This window comes from Nocardioides sp. B-3 (assembly GCF_024703895.1).
Taxonomy (GTDB): domain Bacteria; phylum Actinomycetota; class Actinomycetes; order Propionibacteriales; family Nocardioidaceae; genus Nocardioides.
The window spans coordinates 1,490,444-1,514,506 of the sequence record NZ_CP087968.1; the positions used below are offsets into that span (position 1 = coordinate 1,490,444).

26 protein-coding genes, 1 tRNA gene, 1 other RNA gene and 6 pseudogenes are annotated in these 24,063 nt (G+C 67.7%); 8 read left to right on the forward strand and 26 right to left on the reverse strand.

Annotation, left to right across the window (positions count from 1 at the left end):
• Nucleotides 1–15: 15 nt before the first annotated feature.
• The 6 genes and pseudogenes from LP418_RS09795 to ffs all read right to left on the reverse strand — a co-directional run bounded on the left by LP418_RS09795 (nt 16) and on the right by ffs (nt 4,021).
• Nucleotides 16–618 (reverse strand): DUF5063 domain-containing protein, encoded by a 603-nt coding sequence (locus LP418_RS09795; RefSeq protein WP_257956134.1) that lies wholly within the window; start codon nt 616–618, stop codon nt 16–18.
• Nucleotides 611–1,211: pseudogene (recR, locus tag LP418_RS09800) on the reverse strand (recombination mediator RecR). The gene LP418_RS09795 and the pseudogene recR overlap by 8 nt, the downstream one beginning before the upstream one ends.
• Nucleotides 1,212–1,220: 9 nt before the next feature.
• Nucleotides 1,221–1,631: a YbaB/EbfC family nucleoid-associated protein gene (locus LP418_RS09805; protein WP_257956135.1), complete on the reverse strand. Its 411-nt coding sequence runs from the start codon at nt 1,629–1,631 to the stop codon at nt 1,221–1,223.
• Between the two features lie 31 nt (nt 1,632–1,662).
• Nucleotides 1,663–2,013: a hypothetical protein gene (locus LP418_RS09810; protein WP_257956136.1), complete on the reverse strand. Its 351-nt coding sequence runs from the start codon at nt 2,011–2,013 to the stop codon at nt 1,663–1,665.
• Nucleotides 2,010–3,872: a DNA polymerase III subunit gamma and tau gene (locus LP418_RS09815; RefSeq protein ID WP_257956137.1), complete on the reverse strand. Its 1,863-nt coding sequence runs from the start codon at nt 3,870–3,872 to the stop codon at nt 2,010–2,012. Before LP418_RS09815 ends, LP418_RS09810 begins: the two co-directional genes overlap by 4 nt.
• 58 nt (nt 3,873–3,930) lie before the next feature.
• Nucleotides 3,931–4,021: signal recognition particle sRNA small type (ffs, locus tag LP418_RS09820), an RNA gene on the reverse strand.
• Between the two features lie 103 nt (nt 4,022–4,124).
• Here ffs and LP418_RS09825 point away from each other — a divergent pair.
• Nucleotides 4,125–4,214 (forward strand) — tRNA-Ser (locus tag LP418_RS09825).
• Nucleotides 4,215–4,291: 77 nt separating this feature from the next.
• Here LP418_RS09825 and LP418_RS09830 read toward each other — a convergent pair.
• The 5 genes and pseudogenes from LP418_RS09830 to LP418_RS09850 form a co-directional block, all read right to left on the reverse strand.
• Nucleotides 4,292–4,465, reverse strand: a pseudogene (locus LP418_RS09830) (tyrosine-type recombinase/integrase); the annotation flags it as partial.
• Between the two features lie 68 nt (nt 4,466–4,533).
• Nucleotides 4,534–4,938: pseudogene (locus LP418_RS09835) on the reverse strand (tyrosine-type recombinase/integrase); the annotation flags it as partial.
• On the reverse strand, nt 4,878–5,519 hold the full coding sequence (locus LP418_RS09840) for an N-terminal phage integrase SAM-like domain-containing protein (protein ID WP_257956138.1): 642 nt from the start codon (nt 5,517–5,519) through the stop codon (nt 4,878–4,880). The pseudogene LP418_RS09835 and the gene LP418_RS09840, both read right to left, overlap by 61 nt.
• 1 nt (nt 5,520) lies before the next feature.
• Nucleotides 5,521–5,811, reverse strand: a complete 291-nt coding sequence (locus LP418_RS09845; RefSeq protein WP_257956139.1) for a hypothetical protein — start codon at nt 5,809–5,811, stop codon at nt 5,521–5,523.
• Nucleotides 5,762–6,109 (reverse strand): helix-turn-helix domain-containing protein, encoded by a 348-nt coding sequence (locus LP418_RS09850; RefSeq protein ID WP_257956976.1) that lies wholly within the window; start codon nt 6,107–6,109, stop codon nt 5,762–5,764. The genes LP418_RS09845 and LP418_RS09850 overlap by 50 nt, the downstream gene beginning before the upstream one ends.
• A 147-nt stretch (nt 6,110–6,256) precedes the next feature.
• Here LP418_RS09850 and LP418_RS32960 point away from each other — a divergent pair, with 147 nt between their 5' ends.
• The gene (locus LP418_RS32960; protein WP_442940250.1) at nt 6,257–6,409 is read left to right on the forward strand and encodes a helix-turn-helix domain-containing protein; all 153 of its coding nucleotides are present in this window, start codon (nt 6,257–6,259) and stop codon (nt 6,407–6,409) included.
• Between the two features lie 401 nt (nt 6,410–6,810).
• Here LP418_RS32960 and LP418_RS09855 read toward each other — a convergent pair whose 3' ends face one another.
• The 6 genes and pseudogenes from LP418_RS09855 to LP418_RS09880 all read right to left on the reverse strand — a co-directional run bounded on the left by LP418_RS09855 (nt 6,811) and on the right by LP418_RS09880 (nt 13,042).
• Nucleotides 6,811–7,878 (reverse strand): hypothetical protein, encoded by a 1,068-nt coding sequence (locus LP418_RS09855; protein ID WP_257956140.1) that lies wholly within the window; start codon nt 7,876–7,878, stop codon nt 6,811–6,813.
• Complete coding sequence (locus LP418_RS09860) at nt 7,875–8,534, reverse strand: ABC transporter ATP-binding protein (RefSeq protein ID WP_257956141.1); 660 nt, start codon at nt 8,532–8,534, stop codon at nt 7,875–7,877. Before LP418_RS09860 ends, LP418_RS09855 begins: the two co-directional genes overlap by 4 nt.
• A gap of 3 nt (nt 8,535–8,537) precedes the next feature.
• Nucleotides 8,538–9,344, reverse strand: a complete 807-nt coding sequence (locus LP418_RS09865) for a peptidoglycan-binding domain-containing protein (RefSeq protein WP_257956142.1) — start codon at nt 9,342–9,344, stop codon at nt 8,538–8,540.
• Nucleotides 9,345–9,655: 311 nt separating this feature from the next.
• Nucleotides 9,656–10,141, reverse strand: a complete 486-nt coding sequence (locus tag LP418_RS09870) for a hypothetical protein (RefSeq protein WP_257956143.1) — start codon at nt 10,139–10,141, stop codon at nt 9,656–9,658.
• A 649-nt stretch (nt 10,142–10,790) separates the two neighbouring features.
• Nucleotides 10,791–12,196, reverse strand: a pseudogene (locus LP418_RS09875) (IS1380 family transposase).
• Between the two features lie 177 nt (nt 12,197–12,373).
• On the reverse strand, nt 12,374–13,042 hold the full coding sequence (locus tag LP418_RS09880; RefSeq protein ID WP_336276051.1) for an HAD-IA family hydrolase: 669 nt from the start codon (nt 13,040–13,042) through the stop codon (nt 12,374–12,376).
• Nucleotides 13,043–13,349: 307 nt separating this feature from the next.
• Here LP418_RS09880 and LP418_RS09885 point away from each other — a divergent pair, with 307 nt between their 5' ends.
• Nucleotides 13,350–13,853, forward strand: a complete 504-nt coding sequence (locus LP418_RS09885) for a hypothetical protein (RefSeq protein WP_257956145.1) — start codon at nt 13,350–13,352, stop codon at nt 13,851–13,853.
• Nucleotides 13,854–14,071: 218 nt separating this feature from the next.
• Here LP418_RS09885 and LP418_RS09890 read toward each other — a convergent pair whose 3' ends face one another.
• The 3 genes from LP418_RS09890 to LP418_RS09900 form a co-directional block, all read right to left on the reverse strand.
• Complete coding sequence (locus LP418_RS09890; protein ID WP_257956146.1) at nt 14,072–14,503, reverse strand: hypothetical protein; 432 nt, start codon at nt 14,501–14,503, stop codon at nt 14,072–14,074.
• Nucleotides 14,504–15,553 (reverse strand): DUF4143 domain-containing protein, encoded by a 1,050-nt coding sequence (locus LP418_RS09895; RefSeq protein ID WP_257956147.1) that lies wholly within the window; start codon nt 15,551–15,553, stop codon nt 14,504–14,506. It lies immediately after the preceding gene.
• 242 nt (nt 15,554–15,795) lie between these two features.
• Complete coding sequence (locus tag LP418_RS09900) at nt 15,796–15,948, reverse strand: hypothetical protein (protein WP_257956148.1); 153 nt, start codon at nt 15,946–15,948, stop codon at nt 15,796–15,798.
• Nucleotides 15,949–16,469: 521 nt separating this feature from the next.
• Between LP418_RS09900 and LP418_RS09905 the strand changes: the two genes are divergently transcribed.
• The 5 genes and pseudogenes from LP418_RS09905 (at nt 16,470) to LP418_RS09925 (ending at nt 19,139) form a co-directional block, all read left to right on the forward strand.
• Entirely contained in the window at nt 16,470–16,685 is a 216-nt protein-coding gene (locus LP418_RS09905; protein ID WP_257956149.1) for an ArsR/SmtB family transcription factor, read from the forward strand.
• On the forward strand, nt 16,682–16,807 hold the full coding sequence (locus tag LP418_RS09910; protein WP_257956150.1) for a hypothetical protein: 126 nt from the start codon (nt 16,682–16,684) through the stop codon (nt 16,805–16,807). The genes LP418_RS09905 and LP418_RS09910 overlap by 4 nt, the downstream gene beginning before the upstream one ends.
• Before the next feature lie 188 nt (nt 16,808–16,995).
• Nucleotides 16,996–17,190: pseudogene (locus LP418_RS32965) on the forward strand (SulP family inorganic anion transporter); the annotation flags it as partial.
• Between the two features lie 46 nt (nt 17,191–17,236).
• Nucleotides 17,237–18,517 carry a SulP family inorganic anion transporter gene (locus LP418_RS09920; protein ID WP_257956152.1) on the forward strand — a complete coding sequence of 427 codons (1,281 nt, stop codon included), beginning with the start codon at nt 17,237–17,239 and terminating at the stop codon, nt 18,515–18,517.
• 55 nt (nt 18,518–18,572) lie between these two features.
• Complete coding sequence (locus LP418_RS09925) at nt 18,573–19,139, forward strand: adenylate kinase (RefSeq protein WP_336276052.1); 567 nt, start codon at nt 18,573–18,575, stop codon at nt 19,137–19,139.
• A gap of 339 nt (nt 19,140–19,478) precedes the next feature.
• Here LP418_RS09925 and LP418_RS30660 read toward each other — a convergent pair.
• From LP418_RS30660 to LP418_RS09955, 6 genes and pseudogenes are all read right to left on the reverse strand, one after another.
• Nucleotides 19,479–20,762: pseudogene (locus tag LP418_RS30660) on the reverse strand (S8/S53 family peptidase); the annotation flags it as partial.
• 301 nt (nt 20,763–21,063) lie between these two features.
• Nucleotides 21,064–21,798: a type VII secretion protein EccB gene (locus LP418_RS09935; RefSeq protein ID WP_257956153.1), complete on the reverse strand. Its 735-nt coding sequence runs from the start codon at nt 21,796–21,798 to the stop codon at nt 21,064–21,066.
• A 3-nt stretch (nt 21,799–21,801) separates the two neighbouring features.
• Nucleotides 21,802–22,416, reverse strand: a complete 615-nt coding sequence (locus LP418_RS09940; protein ID WP_257956154.1) for a hypothetical protein — start codon at nt 22,414–22,416, stop codon at nt 21,802–21,804.
• 17 nt (nt 22,417–22,433) lie between these two features.
• Nucleotides 22,434–23,147 (reverse strand): EsaB/YukD family protein, encoded by a 714-nt coding sequence (locus LP418_RS09945; protein ID WP_257956155.1) that lies wholly within the window; start codon nt 23,145–23,147, stop codon nt 22,434–22,436.
• Between the two features lie 234 nt (nt 23,148–23,381).
• Nucleotides 23,382–23,672 (reverse strand): WXG100 family type VII secretion target, encoded by a 291-nt coding sequence (locus LP418_RS09950; protein ID WP_257956156.1) that lies wholly within the window; start codon nt 23,670–23,672, stop codon nt 23,382–23,384.
• A gap of 35 nt (nt 23,673–23,707) precedes the next feature.
• Nucleotides 23,708–24,016 carry a WXG100 family type VII secretion target gene (locus LP418_RS09955; RefSeq protein ID WP_257956157.1) on the reverse strand — a complete coding sequence of 103 codons (309 nt, stop codon included), beginning with the start codon at nt 24,014–24,016 and terminating at the stop codon, nt 23,708–23,710.
• Nucleotides 24,017–24,063: the final 47 nt, after the last annotated feature.

The following is a 24,063-nucleotide window of genomic DNA, read 5'->3' on the forward strand; positions in this document are numbered from 1 at the left end:
TCCGACCCGCCGATTCTACCGGGGCGGCTCGGCCTGCTCGTCCAACATCTCATGGGCGACGGTGAGCGCCTCGACGGTCTCCTCGAAGTCGGTGTCGAAGCGGTCGTGCGCCACGACGGTGAGCAGCGCGTTGAGCGCGGCGCCGGCGAGGTTGCCCCAGTTGTTGACGTAGGAGAACTGCCACCACCACAGCGCCTCCGCGACGTTGCCCAGCTTGTAGTGGCGCAGGCCGTTGTCGAGGTCGATCGCGATCGAGGTGAGGTCGTCGGAGAGCTGGCTCTGCACGACGTCGGGCAGGTAGGGGTCGAAGACGAAGCTGTAGGTGTCGACGCTGTCGAGCATCCGCGCCAGCGCCAGCCGCATGTCGTCGATGTCGGCCTCCGGGCCGACGTCGGGTTGGTACTCCTCGCGTGGCTGGAAGTCGAGCTGCGCCCCGAGCCGGGCGCCCGCCAGCAGCACCTGGCTGATCTCCAGCAGCAGCAGCGACACCGCCCGGGCGCCGTTGCCTCCGCGCGCGATGGCTCGCAGCGCCAGCAGGAAGCTCTCGATCTGGTCGGCGATCTGCGCGGCGAACTCGTCGTCCTCCGCCGTACGAATCTCTGAGGTCTGGTCAGTCATCTGCTGATCGCCTTCCTGCGAATGCGCGCCCGAGGGTCACTTCGTCGGCGTACTCGAGGTCGCCGCCCACTGGCAGTCCACTCGCCAGCCGCGTCACGCGCAACCCCATGGGGCTGAGCATGCGGGTGAGATAGGTCGCGGTGGCCTCACCCTCGAGGTTGGGGTCGGTGGCCGGGATGACCTCGGTGACGGCCCCATCGGCCAGCCGGATCATCAGCTCGCGGATGCGGAGCTGCTCCGGCCCGATGCCGTCGATGGGCGAGATCGCACCACCGAGCACGTGGTAGCGGCCGCGGAACTCGCGCGTGCGCTCGATCGCGACCACGTCCTTGTACTCCTCGACCACGCACAGCAGCGCCCGGTCACGGCGCGGGTCGCGGCAGATCCGGCACTGCTCGTCCTGCGAGACGTTGAAGCAGATCGAGCAGAACCGCACCTTGTCCTTGACCTCGATCAGGACGTCCGCCGGGCGGCGTACGTCGGCAGGCTCGGCCTGCAGGAGATGGAAAGCGATCCGCTGCGCGCTCTTGGGTCCGACGCCGGGAAGTCGACCGAGCTCGTCGATCAGGTCCTCGGACGATGCCTTCGTACAACGAAGGGCCCTAGAAGCCGAGCTGGCCGCTGGGCGGCCCGCCCTCGGGACCGCCGAGGCCGGGCAGCCCACCGCCGAGACCCTCGAGGCCGCCGGCGAGCGGACCCATGGCCTCGTTGGCGATGGCCTCCGCCTTCGCCTTCGCGTCGCGGTAGGCCGCGATGATCATGTCGCTCAGGTCGGCGAGGTCGTCGGAGTCGGTGCCGTCGAACTGGCCCGCGGTGATGTCGACGCCCAGCAGCTCCCCGACGCCGTTGACGGTGACCGTGACCGCGCCGCCGGCCACCGTGCCGGTGACCTTCTGCTCGGTCAGCCGCTCCTGCGCGTCCCGGAGCTGCTCCTGCATCTGCTGCGCCTGCTGGAGCAGCGCGTTCATGTCGAAGCCGCCGCCACCGAGGGCGTCGAAGGGGTTCTGGGTCATGGGGTCTCCCGGGCTGGTGTGGATGGCTTGCTCACGAGTGCTTGATCTCCTCGACGATCTTCGCGCCGAGGGCCTGCTGCAGCAGGGCGGTGCTGTCCATCCCCCGGGTGTCCGGGGCCGGGTCGTCAGGATCGGCTGCTGCATCGGCCAACGCGCCGTGGTCGACGGGCGTTCCCGACTCGGGGCCCGCGTCTCGTGAGCGCTCCAGCGCCTCGCGGGCGGCGGTGAGGCCGGACGAGCTGCCGGGTGCGGGTGCTTCGTCGCTGGCCCAGCTCGGCGGGGAGTCTGGCGCGGCCGACGGGGCTTCCTCGCTCGCCCAGCTCGGCGGCGACTCCGGCGCCGCGGGTGCCTGCTCGACCGGGGCCGTGGCCGACTGCTTCACGACGGGTCGACCGGCATCGGGCTGGGCGCTGGGATCGATGATCGCGTCGATCTTCCACTCCCGCGCCGACCACGTCGATCGCGGCCCGGCGCAGGATCTCGTCGGACCCGCCCGCCGGGGAACGAGTCCTTCGCACCGGCGTTGGTGAAGCCCAGCGTCAGCGTCCTCGCGTCGACCGCGATCACCTGCGCGTTCTGCGTCAGGTGGATCCGGGTGACGCGGCGCTTGGCCTTGGTCGCCTCGACGATGTCGGGCCACAACCGGCGTACGTCGACGAGGCTGAGGCTGCTCCCGGCCGTTGTCTCCGCCGGGGCGGGCGCGGTCGGAGTGGACGGGGCAGGCTGGGACGGGGCCGGCGTCTGGGCTTCCGCGGCTCGGACGGGTTCGTGCGTCGGTTCGTCGGCCGGCATGTCGTCGGGGGCCTCGTCGAAGCGCGGCGGGGCGAACATCGGCTCGTGTTCGCCGTGCTGCACCGGCGCGGTCGCCGGGGCGGGCATCGGGGCGGCCGGAGCAGCGGCGGGAAGGGCAGCGGCGGGAAGGGCAGCGGCGGGAAGGGCAGCGGCGGGAGGGGCAGCCCGGACGGGCGCGGGAGCCGCAGGCGCAGCCGGCGCCGGGGCGGGTGCGGTCGGAGCCGGGGCGGCTGGCCTCTCCGGCCGGACTGTCGGCGTACTCACCGAACCCGTGACGTCGATGCGACGCTCGATCCGGTCGAGGCGAGCCATCACGCCGTCGCTGGTGTCGTCGGCGCCGGGCAGGAGCACGCGCGCGCAGATGAGCTCGAGCAGGAGCCGAGGCGCCGTGGCGCCACGCATCTCGGTGAGACCTGACGCGACGATGTCGGCCGCGCGGCTGAGCTCGACGGCCCCGAAGCGCGCGGCCCGGGCGACGAGTCGCTCGCCGGCGTCCCGGGGCACGTCGAGGAGGCCACTCGCCGGGGCGTCCGGGACCGCGGCCACGATCACGAGGTCGCGCAGGCGACGCAGCAGGTCCTCGGTGAAGCGGCGTGGGTCACGACCGGTCTCGACCACCTTGTCGACCACCCCGAACACCGCGGCACCGTCGACGGCGGCAAAGGCGTCGACGACCTCGTCGAGGAGGGTCTCCGGCGTGAAGCCGAGCAGCGCCGCGGCCGGGTCGTAGGTGACGCCGGCGGGACCTGCTCCGCCCATGAGCTGGTCGAGCACGGAGAGCGTGTCGCGAGCCGATCCGCCACCGGCGCGCACGACGAGCGGCAGCGCGGCCGGCTCGATGGCGACCTGTTCGAGCGCACACAGCTGGCTGAGGTAGTCGGAGAGCTGGCGCGGCGGGATCAGGCGGAACGGGTAGTGGTGGGTGCGCGAGCGGATCGTCGGCAGCACCTTCTCCGGCTCGGTCGTGGCGAAGATGAACCGCAGGTGGGGCGGCGGCTCCTCGACCAGCTTGAGCAGCGCGTTGAAGCCCCGGTTGGAGACCATGTGGGCCTCGTCGATGATGTAGATCTTGTAGCGGTCGCGCACCGGGGAGAAGAACGCCTTCTCCCGCAGGTCACGCGCATCGTCCACACCACCGTGCGACGCCGCGTCGATCTCGATCACGTCGATGGAGCCGCCGCCCTTGCGCGCCAGCTCGACGCAGCTGTCGCACTCACCGCACGGATCCGAGATCGGTGCGCGGGCACAGTTGAGGGCGCGGGCGAGGATCCGGGCCGACGTCGTCTTGCCGCAACCGCGCGGCCCGGAGAAGAGATAGGCGTGGTTGACCCGGTCGTTGGCGAGCGCGTTGCGCAGCGGCTCGGTGACGTGATCCCGGCCGATGACCTCGGCGAACGTCTCGGGCCGGTAGCGGCGATACAGCGCCAACGGTGACTGGGGGGACTCCACGACCCGAACCCTACGCACCGGCACCGACAGCGACCACAGCGGAACGACCGGGAAATGCGAAGGCCCCCCACGTACCCGACAGAGCTCGTCTGCCCTTGCTGCCTTCCGGCCCCGGGGGAGTTCAACAAGATGCCGCCACGTGGGGGTTGGCGCAGAGTCTAGGTGAGGTGCGCGGCTGGTCCCAACCGGGCCCGCCCGTCGCCGTACGCACTCGATTTCACCCGTCGTCCACCGACCGGTACGCTCCTGCGCGGAGGATTCGCCTAGTGGCCTATGGCGCTCGCTTGGAAAGCGGGTTGGGTGTGAAAGCCCTCAGGGGTTCGAATCCCCTATCCTCCGCCAGTGGTAAACCGCGTCTGACACGGGCCTTCTTGGTCCAGGGTCAGAGTGCTTTCTCGGCCCATGTGCTGAAATATGTGCTAGGCCTCGTCGAGATGAGCCGCAAAGCGATCAACTGCGGCCTTCTGCATCGTCGGTGTGACGTGGCTGTAGATGTTCATCGTCGTAGTGATCGTGGAGTGCCCGAGGCGCTCTTGAACGACCTTCGGATGCTCCCCAAGCTCGAGCAGCAAAGTCGCGTGCGTGTGCCGGAGGCCCTTGAGGGTGACTCGAGGCAGTTCGTCCAGCTCGGCCTGCGCGCGTGGACGCGGGAGGTCCAGCGCCGGCTGACCTCGTTGGGCGAACGGATCTCGCCCGCGTCGTTGCCAAAGACGTAGGCATCCGCTCGTGCGAGGTTCAGCGAGATGGCTCCTCGCGCCGACTTGTACGCCTTGAGCACGGCAAGCGTCTCGGTGTCGAGGTCGAGGACTCGCGCCGATCCTGTCTTGGTGGTCTTCGCCTTGTTACGTGTGGTCACATCGGCGGCCCGCCTGATGCCGAGCCTGCCGGTGCTGAAGTTCAGATCGCCCCAACGCAGGGCCAGCGCCTCGGAGCGACGCATGCCGGTGTAGGCGATGGTGCGCCATAGCGGGAAGAGTTCGTCATCGAGCTCGTCGTGGTTCCAGCTCAGGAAGGCGTGGAGCTGCGGGCCGGTCCGGGTGATGATCTCCGGCTTCTGTGCGCACACTGGCTCGCGGTGGGTGGGTTGACGGCGCGCTTCTTCTTGGCGGGGTTCAGCAGGATCAGCCCGTCGTCGACGGCGGCGTCGAGCATCGCGGCGAGCAGGACGTGGACCTTGGAGACGGTGTTGGCCGACAGCGGCTTCCCGTACCCGGTCCTGTCGCGGCGGCCAGAGGTCTCGAGCTGTCGGTAGTGGGCCGCGATCCCGGTGGCGGTGAGCTTGTCGAGCTGGATTGCGCCGAGATAGGGGGTCACGTGGTTGCGGATGACCTTCTTGTAGCCCTCGATGGTGGAGTTCTGCAGCCGCAGCCCGGCGATCCAGTGTTCGGCGTAGTCACCGATGGTTGGGACCTTGGTCTGGAACCGCGCGTTGTTCTTCTTCTTCGTCAATGCCTCTGCAAGCACTCGTTGTGCGTCGTCGAGGCTCTTGAACCCACCACGAGTGAGCCGTGTATCGCCGAGCTCGGGTCGCTCGGGGTCCTTGGGGACGTAGATCTGGAACTTCCAACGCTGGCCACTTTGGGTTTCGTAAGACGTGATCGATCCAGCGTGCCGGGACCGAGAACGGCGAACCGGCTTCTCGGACATGTCAGGCCCACCCGTCGGCCGTGTCGTCACGAGGGGCAGGCAGGGCATCGGGGTCCAGCGCCATGAGCCGGACGCGAGCAGCATCGCGGCGTGCGCGGAACGAGGCCAAGCGCTCCTCGTAGGTGGCGCGGTGCACAGTGTTGCCTTCACGTCCGTCCTCGTACTGCATCATGAGGTTCTCGTAGTAATGGATGGAGCTGACCGCGGAGTAGTACTCGTCCTTCCAGTAGCGAGCGAGGTCCTCAGTGGTGAGTTTGGCCTGACCCCGGACCCAGACCTCGGATCTCCTCAAGGTTGAACTGGCCGCTGGGCACGCCGGTCGGCGGCGAGACAACTTCAAGTGGGGCCAGCAGTGCCGCCGGCGTCGTCTGCAGGATGAAGGCGAAGACAGTCAGGTCATCGACGTCCACCCGCCGGTCGCCGTTCTCAATCTTGCTCAACGCCGAAGGCGACATCGCCCGTCCGGTCTCCTTGACCCGCTCGGCAAATGTTCGCAGGTCCATGCCGATCGCCTGTCGCGCACTACGCAGGTTTGCCGCTGCCTGCGCGTTCGTGTTTCCAGCCGGATTTCCTCGTTGGCGTGACTCCATATAGGAAACGTACACCGTCGCTCTTGAAACAACAAGCGCGAACGTGTAATGTCGATGACCTTCACATGACGCGCGAGATAGGGAGATGCGACATGAGAGCAGCCACCATGACGATCCAGACGCTGCGGAGCGCACCCAGCCTCGGTTATTACCCGCACCGACGCCGCGGCAGCCCTTGGCGTCGACCCTCGGACGGTCACAGCAGGTATCGAGAACGGCACGATCCCGTCGGTCAGGCTCGGCCGCCGGGTCCTGATCCCGAGGGAGAAGTTCCTCAAGCTCTTCGATCCCGACGACTGACTGACTCGCTCTCGGCTCGGGCGCGGGGGGCAGACCCGTGGCGACGGTTGAGAGTTTCGGTTGGTGTCGCGCGGCCTGTCGTCCCGGTCGACGAGCGACCTCGCGGCGGCCCACCGGAAACGACCAGATTCGGCCGTTTCTGGGGTCGCGACAAGTCGCAGGGTCGGCCGAGCGCCAGTGGACGCCCCCTCACCGGACATTCGTCCGGACGGGCTATCCGGACAGCACATCGACCTTCGGACCGCTGACCTGCATCAGCCCGCGAACGGTTCGTCGGCTTGCGGGACGATGCGGCCGGAGTGCCCGGCGTCGGCGTCGGCGTCGGCGTCGGCGCAATCACACGCGGCGGTAGGCGTGCACTCGCTAATCAAGGAACACGAAGTTCGGCCAGCGGGTCGCGGCTAGCTGCCCAGCTGGCGGGCGCGACCGCTGCCGTGGTCGCCGTCACAATGAAAGCGGACACAACGGCGAACAGGTAGGTGAATGTAGGCAGCGGGTCGCCGGTTGCTGCAAGGACTGCCACTCCCACCGCAGTGCCCCCGGCGGCTCCTACAGCTGAGACCGGGGCAACTTGCGCGCTCATCAGGACCATGATCATGGTCCTCGTCGCACTCGAGGGCCCGTCTGCGGCCGAAGTCCTTACGACGCATGAGTGAGAGGCTCCATACATTCACGAGGATCGCGAAGGCTGACGCGATCAGTATGCCTAGAACCAGACTATGGCTCTGACGTGTGAGTTGTCCGTCGAGCGCTACGCGCAGCTCGGCCAACTGCTCAGATGTCCCTAGCGTCAGGTTTCCCGGATCTATGCCACTTAGCGAGTCGGTGACAAGTTCTGTGACCAGCGGCAGGTTTGCTGGTTGATCGGCCACGACGGTCAACATCGACAATCGCGCGGTCGAGTTGGTCTCCCTCGGCACGAGCACAACGGGTTCTATCGAGGACAGATGTTCGGGCAAGACGATGCGCCCACTAACGAGGCTCTCAGTTCCTTGGCTGTCGACGATCGATCCCCTGCCGGCGAGTAGTCCCATGGCCTCGACCGCGTCGGTGGTCGCCAAAGCTTGCGGAGATCCGGTGACGGGCGCGAGGGGTGTCACGGGCGAACCGGCTAGCCAACCGTAAACGGTTCTCATGGCGACGGGTGTGCCTCCACCGCTCGTTGAGGTGACATCGACGATCGGGCCGAAGCCTGTGACTTCCTCGATTACGTCTCCGTAGGTGCTGAGTTGGTCGACCGGGGTGGCGTTGAACTCGTCTTGTGGTGTTGAGATTCGGACCGTAACGGTCCGGGTGCCAACAGCGTCGATGTCGGCAAGAACAGCGGCTTCGGCTCCTGCGGATCGGCCAGCCGTGATGAGGACGACCGCCGCAGAACCGAGTACTACCAGCAGGGTCATGGCGGTGCTGACGCGTTGACTCCCGGCGGCGGCAACGACCTCCTTCAGCCATGCAGTGAAGGGCATCATTCACCGCTCTTGGATCTGAGGATGTGCTGGGAGTCGCTCCACGCCGCAACTCGTTGATCATGGGTGATGACGATCACTACGGCACCCTGATCAGCTTGCTCACGCAGCATGGCTAAGACCGTGTCCGCCGTGCTGGGGTCCGAGTTGCCTGTGGGTTCGTCAGCAAAGATGACCGTGGGGCTTCCGACGAGGGCCCTGCACATGGCGATCCGCTGGGCCTGACCGCCTGAGAGTTGTCCCGGTAACCGCTCGGGCGGCACGTCGACGCCCATCGCGGTCAACAAGTCGATGGCCCGCGCCTTGAGAGTGCTCGGGTCGATGCCCCTATAGAGCGCAGTCTCAAGCACATTTGCCATCACCGTTCGCGTGGGGTCGAGGGCGGCGTCTTGGAACACGAACCCGAACCGTCGGGCTCTAATCTTGGCGCGCTCTGCGTCTGACAGGTTGTCGACCCGCTGGCCGTCCAGAACGACGGCTCCTGCCCTCAGCTTCAGCATCAAGGCCAGCAGGTAGATCCGCGTGGACTTGCCGCAGCCGGACGGTCCGGTGATGGCCGAGACACTGCCTGCAGGAAAGACGGCAGACCAATCCTCGACGACTAGCGGGCCGCGCGAGGTGTATCCGAAGTCAACCTGGGTCGGCAACGAGATGGGCATCCGTCATTGGGTCGTCTCGACATCGCCCGGCACCCGCAACTTGGTGCCGGCAACGACTCCCTCTATCAGCGCCTGACCTCCGGATGTTGCCACAACGATCACCGCAACAGTCTCGCCGCCGTCAGTAACGACCGCAGTTGATCCGTCGGGCCCCACAACGAGAGCCGCAGTCGGAATCACCGGACCCGACGCGGGGGCAAGCACCGTGATGCGCGCCTTTACGGAGCTGTCTCCGGCGATGGCAACGGAGTCGCACTGACGACCGCAGATGCTCTTGCGATCGCCGATCGCGGCGAGGGTGGCCACTGCGGAGCCATCTTCGCGGGGTGCCCGGATGGCATCTATCTGGGCCGACCAGGAGTGGTCCTTCAAGTTGAGCGAGACTCTCATGCCCGGCTCGACCAAGGCGCGTTGCCCCGGCGGAAGATCGATCGAGAATGAAGGTGTCGCTGGCAACAACCGTGCCACCGTGTCTCCTTCGGTCAGCAGAGTTCCGACCACGCCCTTGCCGCCACCGGACGACTCACCGTTAAGCGTGTCCTCCCAGCCGACTACCGCGGGCAGCCTCTTGACGAACAGGAGACTTCCTAGGGGGACGGATCCCGTCGCACGTTGTCCGGTCGCCCGCTGCCACAGGTTGAGCTGCGCGAGGGTGGCCGAGTCGAAGAGACCGTCAGGAGCCGCAGTTCGGTGACCGGTCGCGACCAGCATCCGCTGGAGTTGGTTCACGTCGGCACCGCGAGCGCCCGGCACAAGCGCGCGGAACGTCGGCACCTCACCCACTGCAACAGCAACTGCTGCGAGATCCACCGTGTAGACGACGTCTCCCCGAACCGACTGTGTCGCCGCTGCCAACGAGTCGCTGAGTGAGCACCCCGCCCACTTGGTTCAAGAGTTGGTCGCCGCCGGTCCAAGCAGCGACGGCGTTCAGGTTGATCGACCCGGAGAGCTCTCGTTCCTGCACGTCAATGAGCGAAAAGGCGGCGCCCTCAGGCAGAGGCGGTGGGGGGCTGAAGATCGTACGCGCCGCCCAACCGAAGGTCGTGCCTGCCGCCAGCAATGCCACCACGATCGCGATCTGGCTGCGGCTCACAACCATGACGCCTCGGTGCATACCGGAGTCAAAGCTCGACCTGCGGACAGACCTTCTCCAAGGAAGTGAAATCATCTGCGCTCATCGACGGCACCGGGACGAAACCCCAAGGAAGCCACTGGTTCGCTCCGCCACCGGCGAAGAAGGAATCCTTCCATGCCTGAAAGCTTGGAGCCTTCGGGACGTCGTACCCCCGGTCGCGCAAGCACTCCGCAGATTCGACGACGGCGTCGTATCCGCTCTTCCAGCGCTCAGCAGAGACGTCCTCAGGCTGCTCGATGGTCTCATTCTGTTCTTGGCACTCGTTCGTGTCGGCGACATACGCGTCGTATTGCTCCTCGGAGACGCCCGGTGCGTACCAACTGTCGTCCTCATGAATCTCGATGTCCCAGCCTCGTTCGCGCATGCAAGCAACGCTGGCGTCCAGAAAATCGGAGGATTGCTTTGCCGCGTCGGTCTCGGGCCTTGGTTGCTGGGGGTCGCCGGAGCAGCCGGTAACCAGCAACCCGACCACCGCGCCAAGGAGGGCTATGAACAGCCTCCCGGGCGCGGTGGGCTCTGGAGCGTTGTGTGGCGCGGAGCGTTCAGTTGTCACAGAACCAAGCGAGGTTCGTCAGGGTGCCCGTGTTGGATGCCGAACCGCTGCTGGCGTACTCGACGCGCTGGCCGACCGGGACAGACCAGTACGCGTACTTCCGGGCCGCGGTGATGCCTCCCGTTCTCTGAACCGTGTAGGCGCCGCCGAGGTTCGGAAGGTAGGCGTTAAACGTGATGTTGTACTGGCCGTAGGCCTGCGTGGAAACGCTGCCGAAGTTGCACGTCTTCGCTCCCGAGGTTGCCCGAACCGGCCGTTGCCGTCCCCGCAGTCCCAAACACAATCGCGGTCGCGGTCGCGGTCGCTGCGAGAGTGACGATCATCCTCTTCATGTTTTCCTCCCCGTTCATAGTGAATGCCTGACTGGCAACAGAAGAATGGACCTTGAGCGCCTTCGCAAGGGCCAACAGAAGGCGAACGATGGCTTAACCTCGATCCACCGATGAGCAGGGGCTGACTGGTCGGGGTCGCTGACGACGGGTCATCGGGTGTGTGGGCGTGGCCATCCGTCTGGCCTCGCTGCCGGGTTGTTCCGGGTTGGTCTTCGTGCCGGTCTCGGCTGGGGTGGTCAGGCCGTCGGTGTTGGTGGTGGGCGTCCGCAGGCCCGGGTGAACAGGTCGCTCCAATCTGTCTCCCGGGGCCAGTGCGCCGGGAGGTGCAAGGTCACCCGGCGTGCGGAGGACGCGACCCGGGCCGGCACCGTGATGACTTTGCGACGGATCGTCGCGGTCGTGGCCTTGGCCAGCCCGGGGCTGGTCAGGGTCGCGGCGGCTCGGGTCAGGTTGAACGCCATCACGGCCAGCACGAGCCGAGGCTGCGTTGGCGGCGAACTTGCCCGAAGGCAGGTGCGCCAGCGCGGAGTGCTTCAGATCGGCGTGGACCTGCTCGATGATCGCGTGACCACGGTGGGTCTTGTCCGCGGCCACGGTGTCGGCCACGGCCGGGTCGGTGGTGGTGAAGAACGCGTGGAAGCGCCGGGTGTCGAACAACGTCTCCTGCCCTGCGTTCTTGCCCGGGTTGAGGTCCGGGATCCGGCGCACCACGAGCCGTCCGGGGACCTGCTCGGCCTTCTTCTTCGAAGTGAACGCGGTGAACCCAATCTCGGAGACCTCGGCGCGAGAGACCCGGGTCTGGGTCTGCTCGTCGAAGACCGCGTCGGTGTACTCGATGGGAGTCCACGCATCGTCACCGATGCTGGCGATCGCCGCCTTGACCTTGGGATCCATCCGGACGGTTACCGACACATCGGCGCCGCCGCGGATCGCGGCACCAACGGTGGCGTGGCCGTAGAACGCGCTGTCGGCACGCACCAACACCTTGGCCGAGGACAACGAGGCGACCGTCTTCAACGCGTCCGCGATCAGCTCGGCCGCGCCCCTGCGGCGAACCACACGAGCCCTTCCGCAGTCGCTGAGCCACGATCACCGGTGCGGACTGGGTTGTGGTCGCCGTGGCGAGGAGTGCGTTGAGTCCGCGGACGCCGGAGTAGCCGTAGCCCGAACCCTGCTTGGCGTAGCCGTGGACCTCGATGATGGTGTCGTCGATGTCGAGCATCACCCGCTCAGCGGTGCCAGCCGAGGAGACGACCAGCGGGGTCCGGGCTGCCAGCCGGCCCAGGAACCGGGAGGCCACGGCGTCGAGCTGACGGACGTGACCGAAGGTGAACGACCGCAAGAACGAACCCAGCGTTGAGGGTGCGTAGGCGTTGGTGAAGACCCGGCCCATCCCGCCGTGACGCAACAGCGCCATGTCGTCGATGGAGTCGGCGCCAGCGACCATCCCGGCGACCAGCGAGGTGACCTTCAAGCCGGCGTTGGCGCCCTTGTCGGTCGGCACGCTCAGATGCGTGTGAGCGAGTTCCCGGAGCCCGGCGGACCGGGCGAGAGTCAGGACCGGGACCAACCCGGCGGACGACACGAGATTCGGATCGTCGAACACCGCTGAGGTCGCGGCCGACGTGTGGCAAAGTTGCATCTACGAGATGCCCTTCGTACTTGGTGGAATTGGGACCCTGAAGAAGTCCGATTTTCCCAGCACGTAAGGGCATTCTCACTTCACGACGCGCTCACAACCCCAAGTTCATCGGTGGATCGAGGCTTAACAGCCCCGCGAGCCCATGGCCGAACGGGTCGTCCGGCCATGTCTGCAGGCTCAGGCCGTCAGTTGAGCGTCGACTCCATACCCTGCGAGCAATCCGATGAGGGCGTCGTGCCCCTGCTCGACGTCCCAGACCACGGCCCGGAGGCCTGCCACCAGCGCGCCCTCGACATTCCTGACACTGTCGTCGACGAATAGGATCGTCGACGGCTCGGCACCGATCCTGCAGGCGGCCTCGGTGAAGAAGGCAGGGTCGGGTTTGGCGACTCCGAGGTCGTAGGAGTAGCAGCTGATGTCGAAGACTTCGTCATACCCGAGCACCGTGCGCATGTGACCGCCCCGATGGTGCTCTCGGTTGGTGCCCGTGTGGACGCCGTACCCGTTACGACGCAACGCTTCAACGACCGCGAACGACTCCTCGATCCGCTCGATCCGGTGCCACACATCGCGGCAGAAGACATCGACCGGCTCCGTCACGCCGTACTCAACAAGCGTCGCGGCGAGCACTGGCAGATAGTCGCCCTCGCCGGCCAAGGTCGGGAGCTCGTCCCTAAACGCCTGCTGCAGGAACTCCCGCGCCCGGTCGCCCGGGTAGGGCTCCATTGCGGCATACAAGCCGCCCGGGGCGATCTGCAGAACCCCGTCAGCGTCGAATAGGACATGCCGGATCGCCGAAGCACCGAGCAGGTGATCGAGTGAGTCCTCCCGAGCTCGGCATTCCATATTGTCCGAGATCAACCTGACCCGTGGGTCTTCGTTCGCCACTCGCAGGAGCGTACATAGGACGGGTAGCGAAGGCTCCCGGCCGACTCTCACGCTCCTACCGAAAACGACCGAATCTGGTGCGTTGTGAGAGCCACAAGGTGAGGCGCCATATCGTCCCCACGGTTGAGAATGGCCGCGACGTGTGAAGGATGCACCTCCGCTAGGCATGGCAGGATCCTGCGAGCGTCGAAGTGCGGCTGGTGGCCACGGCTATCGTCGTTACCAGAATCCTCGTCCAGGGGCCACAGACCACGGAGGTCACGCGATGAAGGTGCAGGGCAATCCGCGCAACGCTGTTCGCGACGTCGTCATCGCCGAGTACAGCCCCGTTGAGGACTCCTTCGAGATCGTCAGGGAGAAGCACGTCGGCGGGGACGCAACGTTCGCTGTGACGTTCGAAGACAGAAAGGGTGCGCAGCGACAGGGCGTCTTCGGTCTGCGCGTGCATCGGGGAGGAGCGTGGCAGCGTTCCGGCGGCTTCATGGGAAGCGCGCATCTCACCGGTGATCGTGATGTCTGGCAGACGTGGGGAGGCTGGGGCGGAGGTTCGGGCGAGAGAGCCGTCTTCGGAGGCTGGGTCGCCATCCCGACAGCTGTTTCCGCCCGAGCCACCGACGCTATGCAGGGGCGGATCCTCGAAGACGTTGTGGAGGACGGGGTAGTGCTGTTCATGTACAAGGGGGAGTTCGGACTCGACAATGCCCGACTGGAGTTGCTCGACGCAGAAGGGCGGATCCTGAGGACGGGCCCAATGCATCGCAGACCCTGACGCGTTGGACCGCGAGTCCACCACGCTACGTTTGCCGCAGATGGGCGCTTCTCGCTGAACCAACTGTCAGCAGACGCAATTGCAGGAAGCGAGAGTTGCCTGACGCCGAGCTTGAATCGTCGGCATGTAACCGCGTGACACCCGTGTGAGTCAGAGATCTTCGCGCCGGCGTTGAATCAGTGGAACGCGTCCTACGCCGCATGGGCGCGATTGCCTTCTCAGGACAACGAGGCACGCTTTCGCAACTCGTTGACACATTGCATCGCTCGCTTGCGACGCGGCGCCCAACCATCCTTGGGACGCACGGCCACGGCGAACGCGAGCAGGCCAAGGAAGACCCAGACGATCATCCGGGCAAGTGCATGGGTCGCCTCAGAGTCGAACCTCCCCATGACGCTGGCGGGTACCATTGCCAATAGCGGCCCCAGCGGCGAAACGACCGTGAGTTCTGACAAACCATTCGCTTGGAGCCGGGGCGTCAGGGCAAACGTCGATGCAGACGGAATTAGCACCATAAGAGCGGCGGTCGCAGTGCGTCGAAACGTCACGGCAGCCGCCGTGGCAAGGATTGCGACATAGAGTTGAACGCCTAACGACTGCCATAGCGCGGCGAACGACAGGACACCTGTGGAACCGAAGGATCCGTGCATTCAGAAGCGAGAGGTTTGAGGAGCGGCTGTGGTGAGGGGATGCGAGGAGCGGGTGTGTGGCTGTGGCGGATGTGAAGGAATGGGGCAGGTGGAGTGGCGGGGAGAGGTGAGGTTTGACCGAGGTCGGGGGTGAAGGGCAGCGAGCAAACGGGGAGGGCGCAGACGCTGCCGGTGGGGCATATCCCCGGACACAGTTTGTCGGCCCGGCCTCAGGGGGCGAGGGCGGTCAGCGGGGCCGTGACCGTCCCGTCGTCGGTGACCGGGATGGGCCCGGTTCCCGTGACCACGAGTCGGAACGCCGGCTCTCCGATCGCAGAGGTGTCGACCTGTGCGATCACCGCCTGCAGCGAGGTGGCCCCAACGGTGAACTGCTGGCCGCCGAGCTTGACCTCGACCGCACCCCAGCGCCCGTCGGGGGAGCGTGATGATCGCGTCGATCTCCTTGTTGTTGGAGTCGCGATAGTGACTGACCTCGCCGTCGATAGGCGAGGCGAGCACGGTCAGGTCGTGAACGACGGCGCTCTCAAACAGTGTGCCGAGCGTCTTGAGGTCGCCCCGTAGCTGTTGGGGACCGGCACCGAGGGCCGCAGCGGCAAGGGCTGGGTCGACCAGGTGAAGCTTCGGTGAGGTACGCACCCTCGCGCGCGATCGCAAAGCCGGGGTCCACGGGCGCTGGGCCTCGACGATGAACAGTCGCTGGAGCAGGCCGACGTAGTTGCTGACGGTCTCCTCGTCGATCGCGGGCGCGACCGTGCGGATGTCGGCCGCGAGCGTCTTGTAGGTGACGTCGGAAGCGACCGATCGCGCGAGTGCGGCGACGAGTTGCTTGACCACCTCGGGCTCATGCCGGATGTCAGCGATGCGGTGGATGTCGGTGCGTGCGACGTCGTCGATGTAGCCACGCAGTCGATCCGATGCCTGAGGTGGTGAAAGCGCAGTCATCGCTGGGAAGCCGGGCCGCAGCAGGTTGTCGATGACGCTGTCGAGATCTGGGGCGGCGCCGAGATCGGTCTTGGGCAGGTCCCCGTCGAACAGCCCCGAGAGGCTCACTGCGCCTGTCGGTGCTTCGAGTTTCTCCCACCACGACATGGTCCGCTCACGCAGGCGCAGGAATCGTCCGGCTCCGGTGTGCCGGGTGACATCGTCCGGAGGAACCGAGGAGCCCGTGAGGATGAACCGCCCGGGCTCTGCAGCGGAGTCAACGGCACGACGTACGAGGTTCCACAGTTCCGGGGCGATCTGCCACTCGTCGAGCAGCCCGGGCGCCTCGCCTTCGAGGAGTGAGCGCGGCGCTACTTCAGTAGGCGCTGGGCGTCGGCATCGTCGATGAAGACGTAGGAGGCCGCGGCGTGCAAGGCCGTCATGGTCTTGCCGCTCGCGCGCGCCCCCTCGATCACCACTGCCCCCGAGGCCGCGAGGGCGCGTTGCACCGCGCTGTCGATCACGCGCGGCCGGTAGTCGCGTCCCAGTACCGCAGCCGTATCCATGACGCCACCGTACCGGTCTCAGGCCGCTATGCCGACGATTGCAGGGCTGCTAGGCGGATGATTGCAGGAGTTCTAACCGGATGTTTGCAGGATCTGTGGCCGGATGATTGCAGCCGCTGGCGGCATCTCATGTGCTAACTCATGTGCTACCGACCCTGTAGATCCGTGTACTACAACGATGTCACTTGATACGCCGACATGGATTTCACGCCTGATTTGAGCGTGAATCGGGGTTCCAGGGCTCGAACGTGTTCGGGGATGATCGCCAGTTCGAATCCCCTATCCTCCGCCAGTGACAGGTCCACGACCTGCGAAAACGCCGGATCAAGCCCACCAGTTTGAGCCGGCGTTCTTTCGTTCGCAGGAAGTTCAGTCTCATCTCCAGTCTCATCTCAACTTGAAGATGTTTGCAAGTCGTGTAGTCTTCATGCCACCGAGTCGTCGACGGCGCGGACACGAAGCACGGAGGGAGCCGGCTCATGAGCGTTCCGCTCTACCGGGCGAAGGCGGAGTTCTTCAGGACTCTCGGCCACCCCGCGCGCATCCGGATCCTCGAGCTGCTGTCCGAGCGAGACCATGCGGTGCACGAGCTGTTGGAGAAGATCGCCATCGAGCCCAGCAACCTCTCGCAGCAGCTGGCCGTGCTCCGGCGTTCATCCCTCGGTCATCTCCCACCGCCCGGGGCGGCGAGGTGACCTACTCGATCAGCACTCCGGAGCTGCGAGACCTCCTGTTGGCGGCGCGCAGCATCCCGGCGGGGCTGGTCCACGTGCAGGATGACGGCGATGCCCCGGTCCCCGGCACGCGTACGCAATGACACGCCCCTCCGCGTTCACCCCCGCACCCTCCCGGCCGGGCTCACCGCGGTAGCACGGCGCATCTCCGCGCTGCTCCCACGGGTCAGCGACTGGAGCCACGCGCGCCCGGGTCGTGATGTCACTGCGGGGCTGATGGTCGGCCCGGGTCGCGCTCCCGCTCGCCCCGGGCTTCGGCGTCAACTCCGGCATGGGCGCGGGTGCTGGCCTGATCACCGCGATCGTCGCCGGTGCCGTGGCGGCCGTCTTCGGTGGCAGCAGGGTTCAGGTCAGTGGACCCACCGGCGCGATGACCGTGGTGCTGGTGCCCATCATCGCGACCCACGGACCGGACGGGGTCCCGGTGGTCGGCCTGCTCGCCGGGCTGATCCCGGTCGCCCTCGGGTACGCCGGCGCCGGCCGCTTCATCCGTTACGTGCCCATTCCCGTCGTTGAAGGCTTCACCCCAGGGAATTGCGGCGATCATCGCGCTGCAGCAGCTGCCCGCCGCCCTCGGCGTCGACGTGCAGGCCGAGAAGGTGCTGGTGCTGGCCGCACACGCCGTCAGCGCCCGGGCGGCCCATCCGGTGTGGGTTCCCGCCGGCCCGGCAGTGGGCGTGACGCTCGCCATCGTGGCGGTCGGTCGGGTCCGCCCGGGCCTTCCGGCGTCCCTGATCGCCCCGGCCGCAGCGACCGCGGCCAACTCGTTCCTCGACCCGGGGGCCGCGACGATCAGTCGGATCCCGACCGGTCTACCAGCGCCGCGCCTGCCCACGATCGCCCTGTCCGACCCGGACGCCCTGCTGCTCCCGGCCGTGGCAGTGGCGGCACTCGCCGCACTTGAGAGCCTGCTCTCGGCCACCGTGGCTGACGCCATGAGTGTCGGCCACAGGCACGACTCCAACCGCGAGCTGGTCGGGCAGGGGCTCGCGAACCTTGCTTCGCCCCTGTTCGGCGGGATCCCGGCCACCGCGGCAATCGCCCGCACTGCGGTCAACATCCGGGCGGGAGCAACCTCGCGACTGGCCTCGCTGACGCACGCCCCGGTCCTGCTGGCGGTTGTCCCGGTCGCCGCCCGATGGGTCTCCGAGATCCCCCTCGCGGCGCTGGCCGGCGTCCTCATCGCGACAGCCATCCACATGATCCGGATCTCCAGCCTCCTCGCCCCGGCTCGCTCGACTCGCGGGGATGCCGCAGTCCCGGCCATCACAGCGGGCGCCACTGTCCTCTTCGACTCGGTCACCGCGGTGCTCCTCGGTCTGGTGGTCGCAGGATTCGTCGCCCTGCAACAGACCGCGAGGACCGCCCGTCTGGACGAGATGCCCCTCGACGAGGCTGATCACACCGACGAGGAGCAGTCCCTCCTCGATGAGCACATCGTCGCCTACCGCATCGACGGACCCCTGTTCTTCGCCGCAGCGCACGACTTCCTGCTCGAGCTCGCGGACGTGAGCAACATCCGGGTCGTGATCCTGCGCATGTCGCGTGTCACCACCATCGACGCCACCGGGGCGCACGTCCCGGCCGACATCGTCAGCCGACTCGAGGGACGCGGCGTCACGGTCCTTCTCTCCGGGGTCCAGCCCGCCCACGAACAGGTGTTGCGGGAGCTGGGTGTGTACGGACACCTCGCCCATGAGCGCCACCTCTTCGACGACACCCCGGCCGCGATCACCCACGCCCGACTGCATGCCTCCCGTGTCACGCACTCCCCTGCGGCTCCTGCCGAGTGAACTTCCCCCTCAACAGCTCGAACATCTCGAAAGGAACCACATGCGACTGATCCTCATGGGCCCGCCCGGCGCCGGCAAGGGCACCCGTGCAACCCGGATCGCGGACCGCTACGGCATCCCCGCCATCTCCACCGGCGACATCTTCCGAGCCAACGTCGCGGCAGCCACCCCTCTCGGCATCACCGCCAAGACATACATGGACGCGGGCGACTACGTCCCGAACGAGATCACCGATGCCATGGTCCGTGGCCGACTCGCGGAGCCCGACTGCGTCCGGGGCTTCCTCCCGGACGGATACCCGCGCACGGTCGAGCAGGTCAAGGAGCTCGACGCCATGCTCGCCGACCCGGCGGTGGAGCTCGACGGCGTCCTCATCCTCGCCGTCGAGCCGGAGGAGCTCATCCAGCGGTTGCTGCATCGCGCCGCGGTGGAAGGACGGGCAGACGACACCGACGCCGTGATCCGGCGCCGACAGGAGATCTACGCGGAGCAGACCGCTCCCCTCGCAGCCGAGTACAGCGCGCGCGGGCTGCTCGCGGAGGTCGACGGAACCGGGCGCGTCGACTACGTCACCGATCGGATCCACACCGAGGTCGCACGACTGCGCCGGCGCACGCGCTAGCGTCGCGAACCCGCCCCGCGTCAGCGGCGCGTCAACGACCGCAGCATGAAGGCCAGCGCCATCAGTGCTCCGCCGGCCAGCCCGAACCACAGCAGCAGGGCGCGTGAGGAACCGAAGAGGTCGAGCCGGGCCGGCGGGGGCGGCGGCATCGAGTCGCGCCGGTCCTGCTGGACCGAGCGCTCGATCTTCCCGCTCCTCCCGGGCGCCAGCGCGGCCGTGAGGGCGTCGTGGGCCCGGACTATCCCCGCCCCGGTCCGGGGGTTCGGTGCCAGCTCGGACCCTTCGGTGGTCGCCATCAACCGGGCGATGGTCTGCTTCGCAGTGTCCCGGGGATAGCGCGCGGAGCAGGGCCGCGACGCCGCTCACCTCGGCCGCTGCCCATGAGGTCGCCACCTGCAACACGTCGCAGCGCTGACCGTTGGCGTTGACGGAGATCGCACCGTACGTGGGCGCTGCAAGGTCGGTGTCCGCGTTTGGCACGACCGAGCCGACGGCCGTGCCACCGGGCGGGGGCGCAGCGCTGACGGCGAGGACGCCGGGATAGTCGGCCGGGTAGACGGGCGCGTCGTTGTTGTCGGTCCCCTTGAACGTCTCGGAGTCGGACTCGTCAGCCGCGTTGCCGGCCGAGGCCACCACGACCACGTCGCGCTTCAGCAGCTCCTTGATCGCCGCCCGCAGGTTGGGGTCGTCGGTCGGGACCGACAGCGCGATGTTGACCACCTTGAAACGGGTGCTCGGGTAGAGCGCGATCGCCTGCTGGATGCCGTCCACGATGCCCCGGGACGTCACGCTCTTCTCCCCCTGCGACACATCCGCCTCGGAGGCGTCGAAGACGCGGATGTCGACCAGCTGGGCACCCGGCGCCACCCCGTCGGGTCCCGCGATCAGGCCGCCGACGATGGACCCGTGGCCGGACAGCAGGACGCCCTGCACGCCGGGGATCCGGACTGCCGGAGCGACGTCCATCCCGAGTCCGGGTCGGATGCCGCTGTCGATGACAGCAACCTTCACGCCGCTGCCGTTGGTGATCTCCTGCGCCTCGGGCACGTGCATCCGCTCCAGCGGCGGGTTGCTCGTGACCTTGCTGCCGGCCACCAGCTCCGTGTCAGGAAGCACGGTCTCCCGGCACTCGACCGCCTCTGCGGCGTACGCCGACGTCAACCCCGTCGAGGCACCGACGCCGACGAGTGGCAGCACCGAGCCGGCCGGGCCGACCCCGAGCAGTGCCGCAGCGGAACGTCGTCTCATGATCCCTCGGCGACGTCCGCCGGCGGTGCGTCCGCGGGCACGCGTCGCGCCAGGTTGACCGAGAGCTGGACCTTGTCGTCGAAGAAGCGCATCCACACGCTCGGCACGACGGGGGCGGACGTGTCGCCGTAGCCGATGAAGTCGGGCACCTCGGGGCCGACCAGCTCGTACTTGTAGCCCGCGGAGTCGATGACATAGGGCGTGCCGTCGCTCGCCGGGTCGACCGATCCGGACTCGACGTAGGCACCGCCGGCGGGTTGGACCTCGACGTCCTTGCGGCCCCGGGCGAGCCCGTCCGAGGAGGCCTCGCCCGTGGGGTCGTCGGCGAGGGCGACGCGCGCCACCGTCGGCGTCGGGGTGCAGGACCGCGCACATCTCCAGTGCCGGGGCGGCATCCGGCAGCGTCCGCGGCCACTCGGCGGGGTATTCCGCGGACTGGAACTCGGCGTTCAGGTCTGCGTCGATCGTCTGCGCCTCAGTGCCGACCGCGCGATAGACCGTCGACGCGAACTCCTCCAACCGCTGGGGGCCGTCGTCGGCGAGCAGGTAGTAGCTCCCGTTGGGGGAGGCCAGCAGGTCACCGATCCTGAACCCGGACAGGTCGGCATCGACGACGCCGGCCGGGTAGTCAGCGGGGCCCGTCCCGGTGACGCCGAACGCCTCGACGGTCAACGGCTCACCGGGCGGGAACAGGTTGAGCCAGTCCCGGCTCACCTCGGGCGCCTGCTCGAGGGCGCCGAAGCCCAGCCGGTCGGCGATCGTGCCCGCCTGTGTCGGGTTCCTCGGCAGCTCGAACCGGTAGGCCCGTCCGTCCGGCCCGGCAACGTCTGGAGCGATGAGCGACACGGCCCCGCCGCTGCTCACCAGGAACGCGGTGCCGGTGAGCTCGTTGACCGCCGGCGTGCGTGCGACCGCGACACGGATCCCTTCGCCGGGCGCCGTACACGCCGTCCATCCGTCCCGGGATCAGGCCTTCGGGATCGGGCAGGCCGGCCGGCGCGTCGTCGATGCCGAGGTCCTCGCCGAGGGTGACCTCGCGGATGTACTTGTCGCGGACCCGGAAGGGCGTGAGGTCGGACTCGCCGAGCAGCAGCTGCGCGGAGATGTAGTTGGGGACGCGCCGGATGACGGGGTCGTCGCCGCCCTCGAGGACGACGTACTGCTCGCCGGTGTCCTTGCTGGTGACGAAGCTGCCGGCCTCGAGCCACTGCGAGTTGGGACGGCCGATGAGGAAGCCGGCGATGGCCGCGCCCGCCAGTAGCAACAGGGAGATGGCCACGCCACCGATGAGCACCCGCCCGGGGCGCACGGGCTCGACCTCGCGGCCGCCCGGCGCGCCGCTGATGAACGCGGTGACGAGGCGGCGCTTGCTGAAGGAGTGGGCCTCGACGAGGTCCTTCTTGGTGGCCACGTCTCAGCCCCGGATCGCGCTGAAGAAGCCGGCCGCCACGACCATCAGCGGAAGCAGGGACAGCAACGTCGCGGTTTCGACCGCGTCGCCGATCCGACCGCGGCGCACGGACGGCGACGCCGGCACCAGCGTCGACACGAGGAGTACGGCGCCGACGACCGCGAGAGCGATGGCGGCGCCCGCCCTCCAGCCGTCGTGGATCAGCAGCATCGACAGGGCCACGGAGACGAGCCCGAGGATGCCGGAGACGAGACCGGCCATCACCTCGGATCCGGCGCGGTACTGCCGGGTGCGGAACATGACGGCCGGGCAGCACACGGCCGCGAGGATGGTGCCGTAGACGCCGCGGCTCACGGCCAGTGGAGCCAGCAGCACGAGCAGGGTGCCGACGGTGGCCGACACGGCCGGGAGAATCTCGTGCGCGACCCGCGCATCGGCGCCCACCTGAGCGGGGTCGATCTCGTCGGGGTCGGCGGTGATGTCGTGCAGGGAGTAGATCTGGTCGACCTTCGTGCCGGTGACGCCCAGTGCCAGCCACGGGAAGATGCTGCCCGCCAGCACGACGAGCGTCATCAGCACCGTGAACACGACGCTGGGATCGAACTCGGCGACCTGCATGAGCAGGCCGCTCGCGGTCAGGATCGCCCCCGACGACGATCGCGGGGATGACCAGCGACCGTCCTTCCTTGAGCCCGGCCACGGCGACCACCCCGGCCAGCAGCATCGCGGCGCCGGCGGTGGACAGTGGTGCGCCGAAGAACCCCGCCGGCAGCGGCCACTGCCACGAGCCCAGCTCGCCGGGGGGCGAGCAGCAGCCCGGCGACGCCGGCGTAGAGCACGGCGATCAGCGCGACCGCGACACCCGCGTCGGGCTCGTCCTGACCGCGTGCCAGCACGATGCCGCCGACGACCAGCAGGCCCGCCGCGGTCGCAGCGGCGAGGCCGCCCATGACGCTCTCGCCCTGCAGGAGCAGTGCGAGTGCCCCGAGACCGAGCAGCAGGCCGCCGGCTGCGAGGGCCGTACGGCGACCCGCGGAAGCCTCCCGGGGCTGGAGCTCGTGCTCCACGACATCAGCCATGGCCTCGACGATGTCGTCGTAGACGCGGGGCGATTCGTCGTCGATGCCGGCGGTGACGGTGAGCAGTCCGCCGTCCTCGATGCCCCGGATCAGCAGGCCCGCGTCGTTGGCGAGCCGCCGTCCGTCCTGAGCCACGAGTCGGTATCCGCCGTAGACCGTGCTCGCGTCGAGGATGCCGACGCTGCGCGCCAGCTCGGGCACGAGCTCGGCCACAGGGACAGCACCGGGGAGGACGAGGTCAACGCGTCGGGAGCCCGAGGCGACGGTCACCCGAACGAGTCCGGATCCGACGGGCGTCGTCTGGCTCATGCTGTGGTCCCCCGTGTGGTTCGTGGGTCGGCGATGACTTCTCCGGGCCTCCGAGTGGCCCGCTCGCCGATCGGTTGCAGATTATATGGACGGGCGTTCGGCGACGACATGCCAGCGTGTTGGTCCCGGCATGACCAAAGCCGGTCGCCCCCGAGAGGGCGACCGGCTTGAAGAGCAGATCGATCGTGATGCGGATCAGAAACGGCCGGCGCCGCGAGCGTCTGCGGCCTTGTACTCCCGGTTGGACGTGTCCACGTTGGCGCTGGCCTGCTGGAGCAGGACGATCATGTCGGCGATCGCCTTGTCCCAGGTCGCCTTCGCCTCGCGGTAGGCCTCCTTGGCCGCACCGGTCCAGTCGCTGGCGAGCGGCTTCAGCTCGTCCTCGAGGGTGTCGAGTCGTGCCTGGATCTCCTTGGCCGCGGCCATGACATCAGCCGAGCCAGTGTCCAGCTTGCCGTGCTCTACCTTGATTCCGTCGAACGACATCTCTATCTCCTTCTAGGTCTGGGTGGTCGCGGCGATCAGCCGAGGCGGTTCTGCAGGTTCAGGTGGGCGTCGGACTGACCCCGGTCGGTCGCGACGTTGTCCTTCTCGGTCTCCTGCATGGAGGTTGCCAGCTGGTCGAGGGCCCGGAGGATCGAGTCCTGCTTCTCCTGCCGGGCCACCATCAGGTTGCCGAAGGACGAGGCGCCCCGGCCGCCCCAGCCGCCCATCATCTCGTTGACGCGGTCGCTCAGGGTGTTGCACTTGCCCTTGACGTCGCCGCGGGCCGTGTTGACGAACTCGGCTCCCTTGGAGAGCGCCTTCTCTGTCTGGCTGAGGTTGCTCATCTCAATCCTTCCCCCTCGGCGGGTCTGTCCCGCCAGAGTTCACTGTG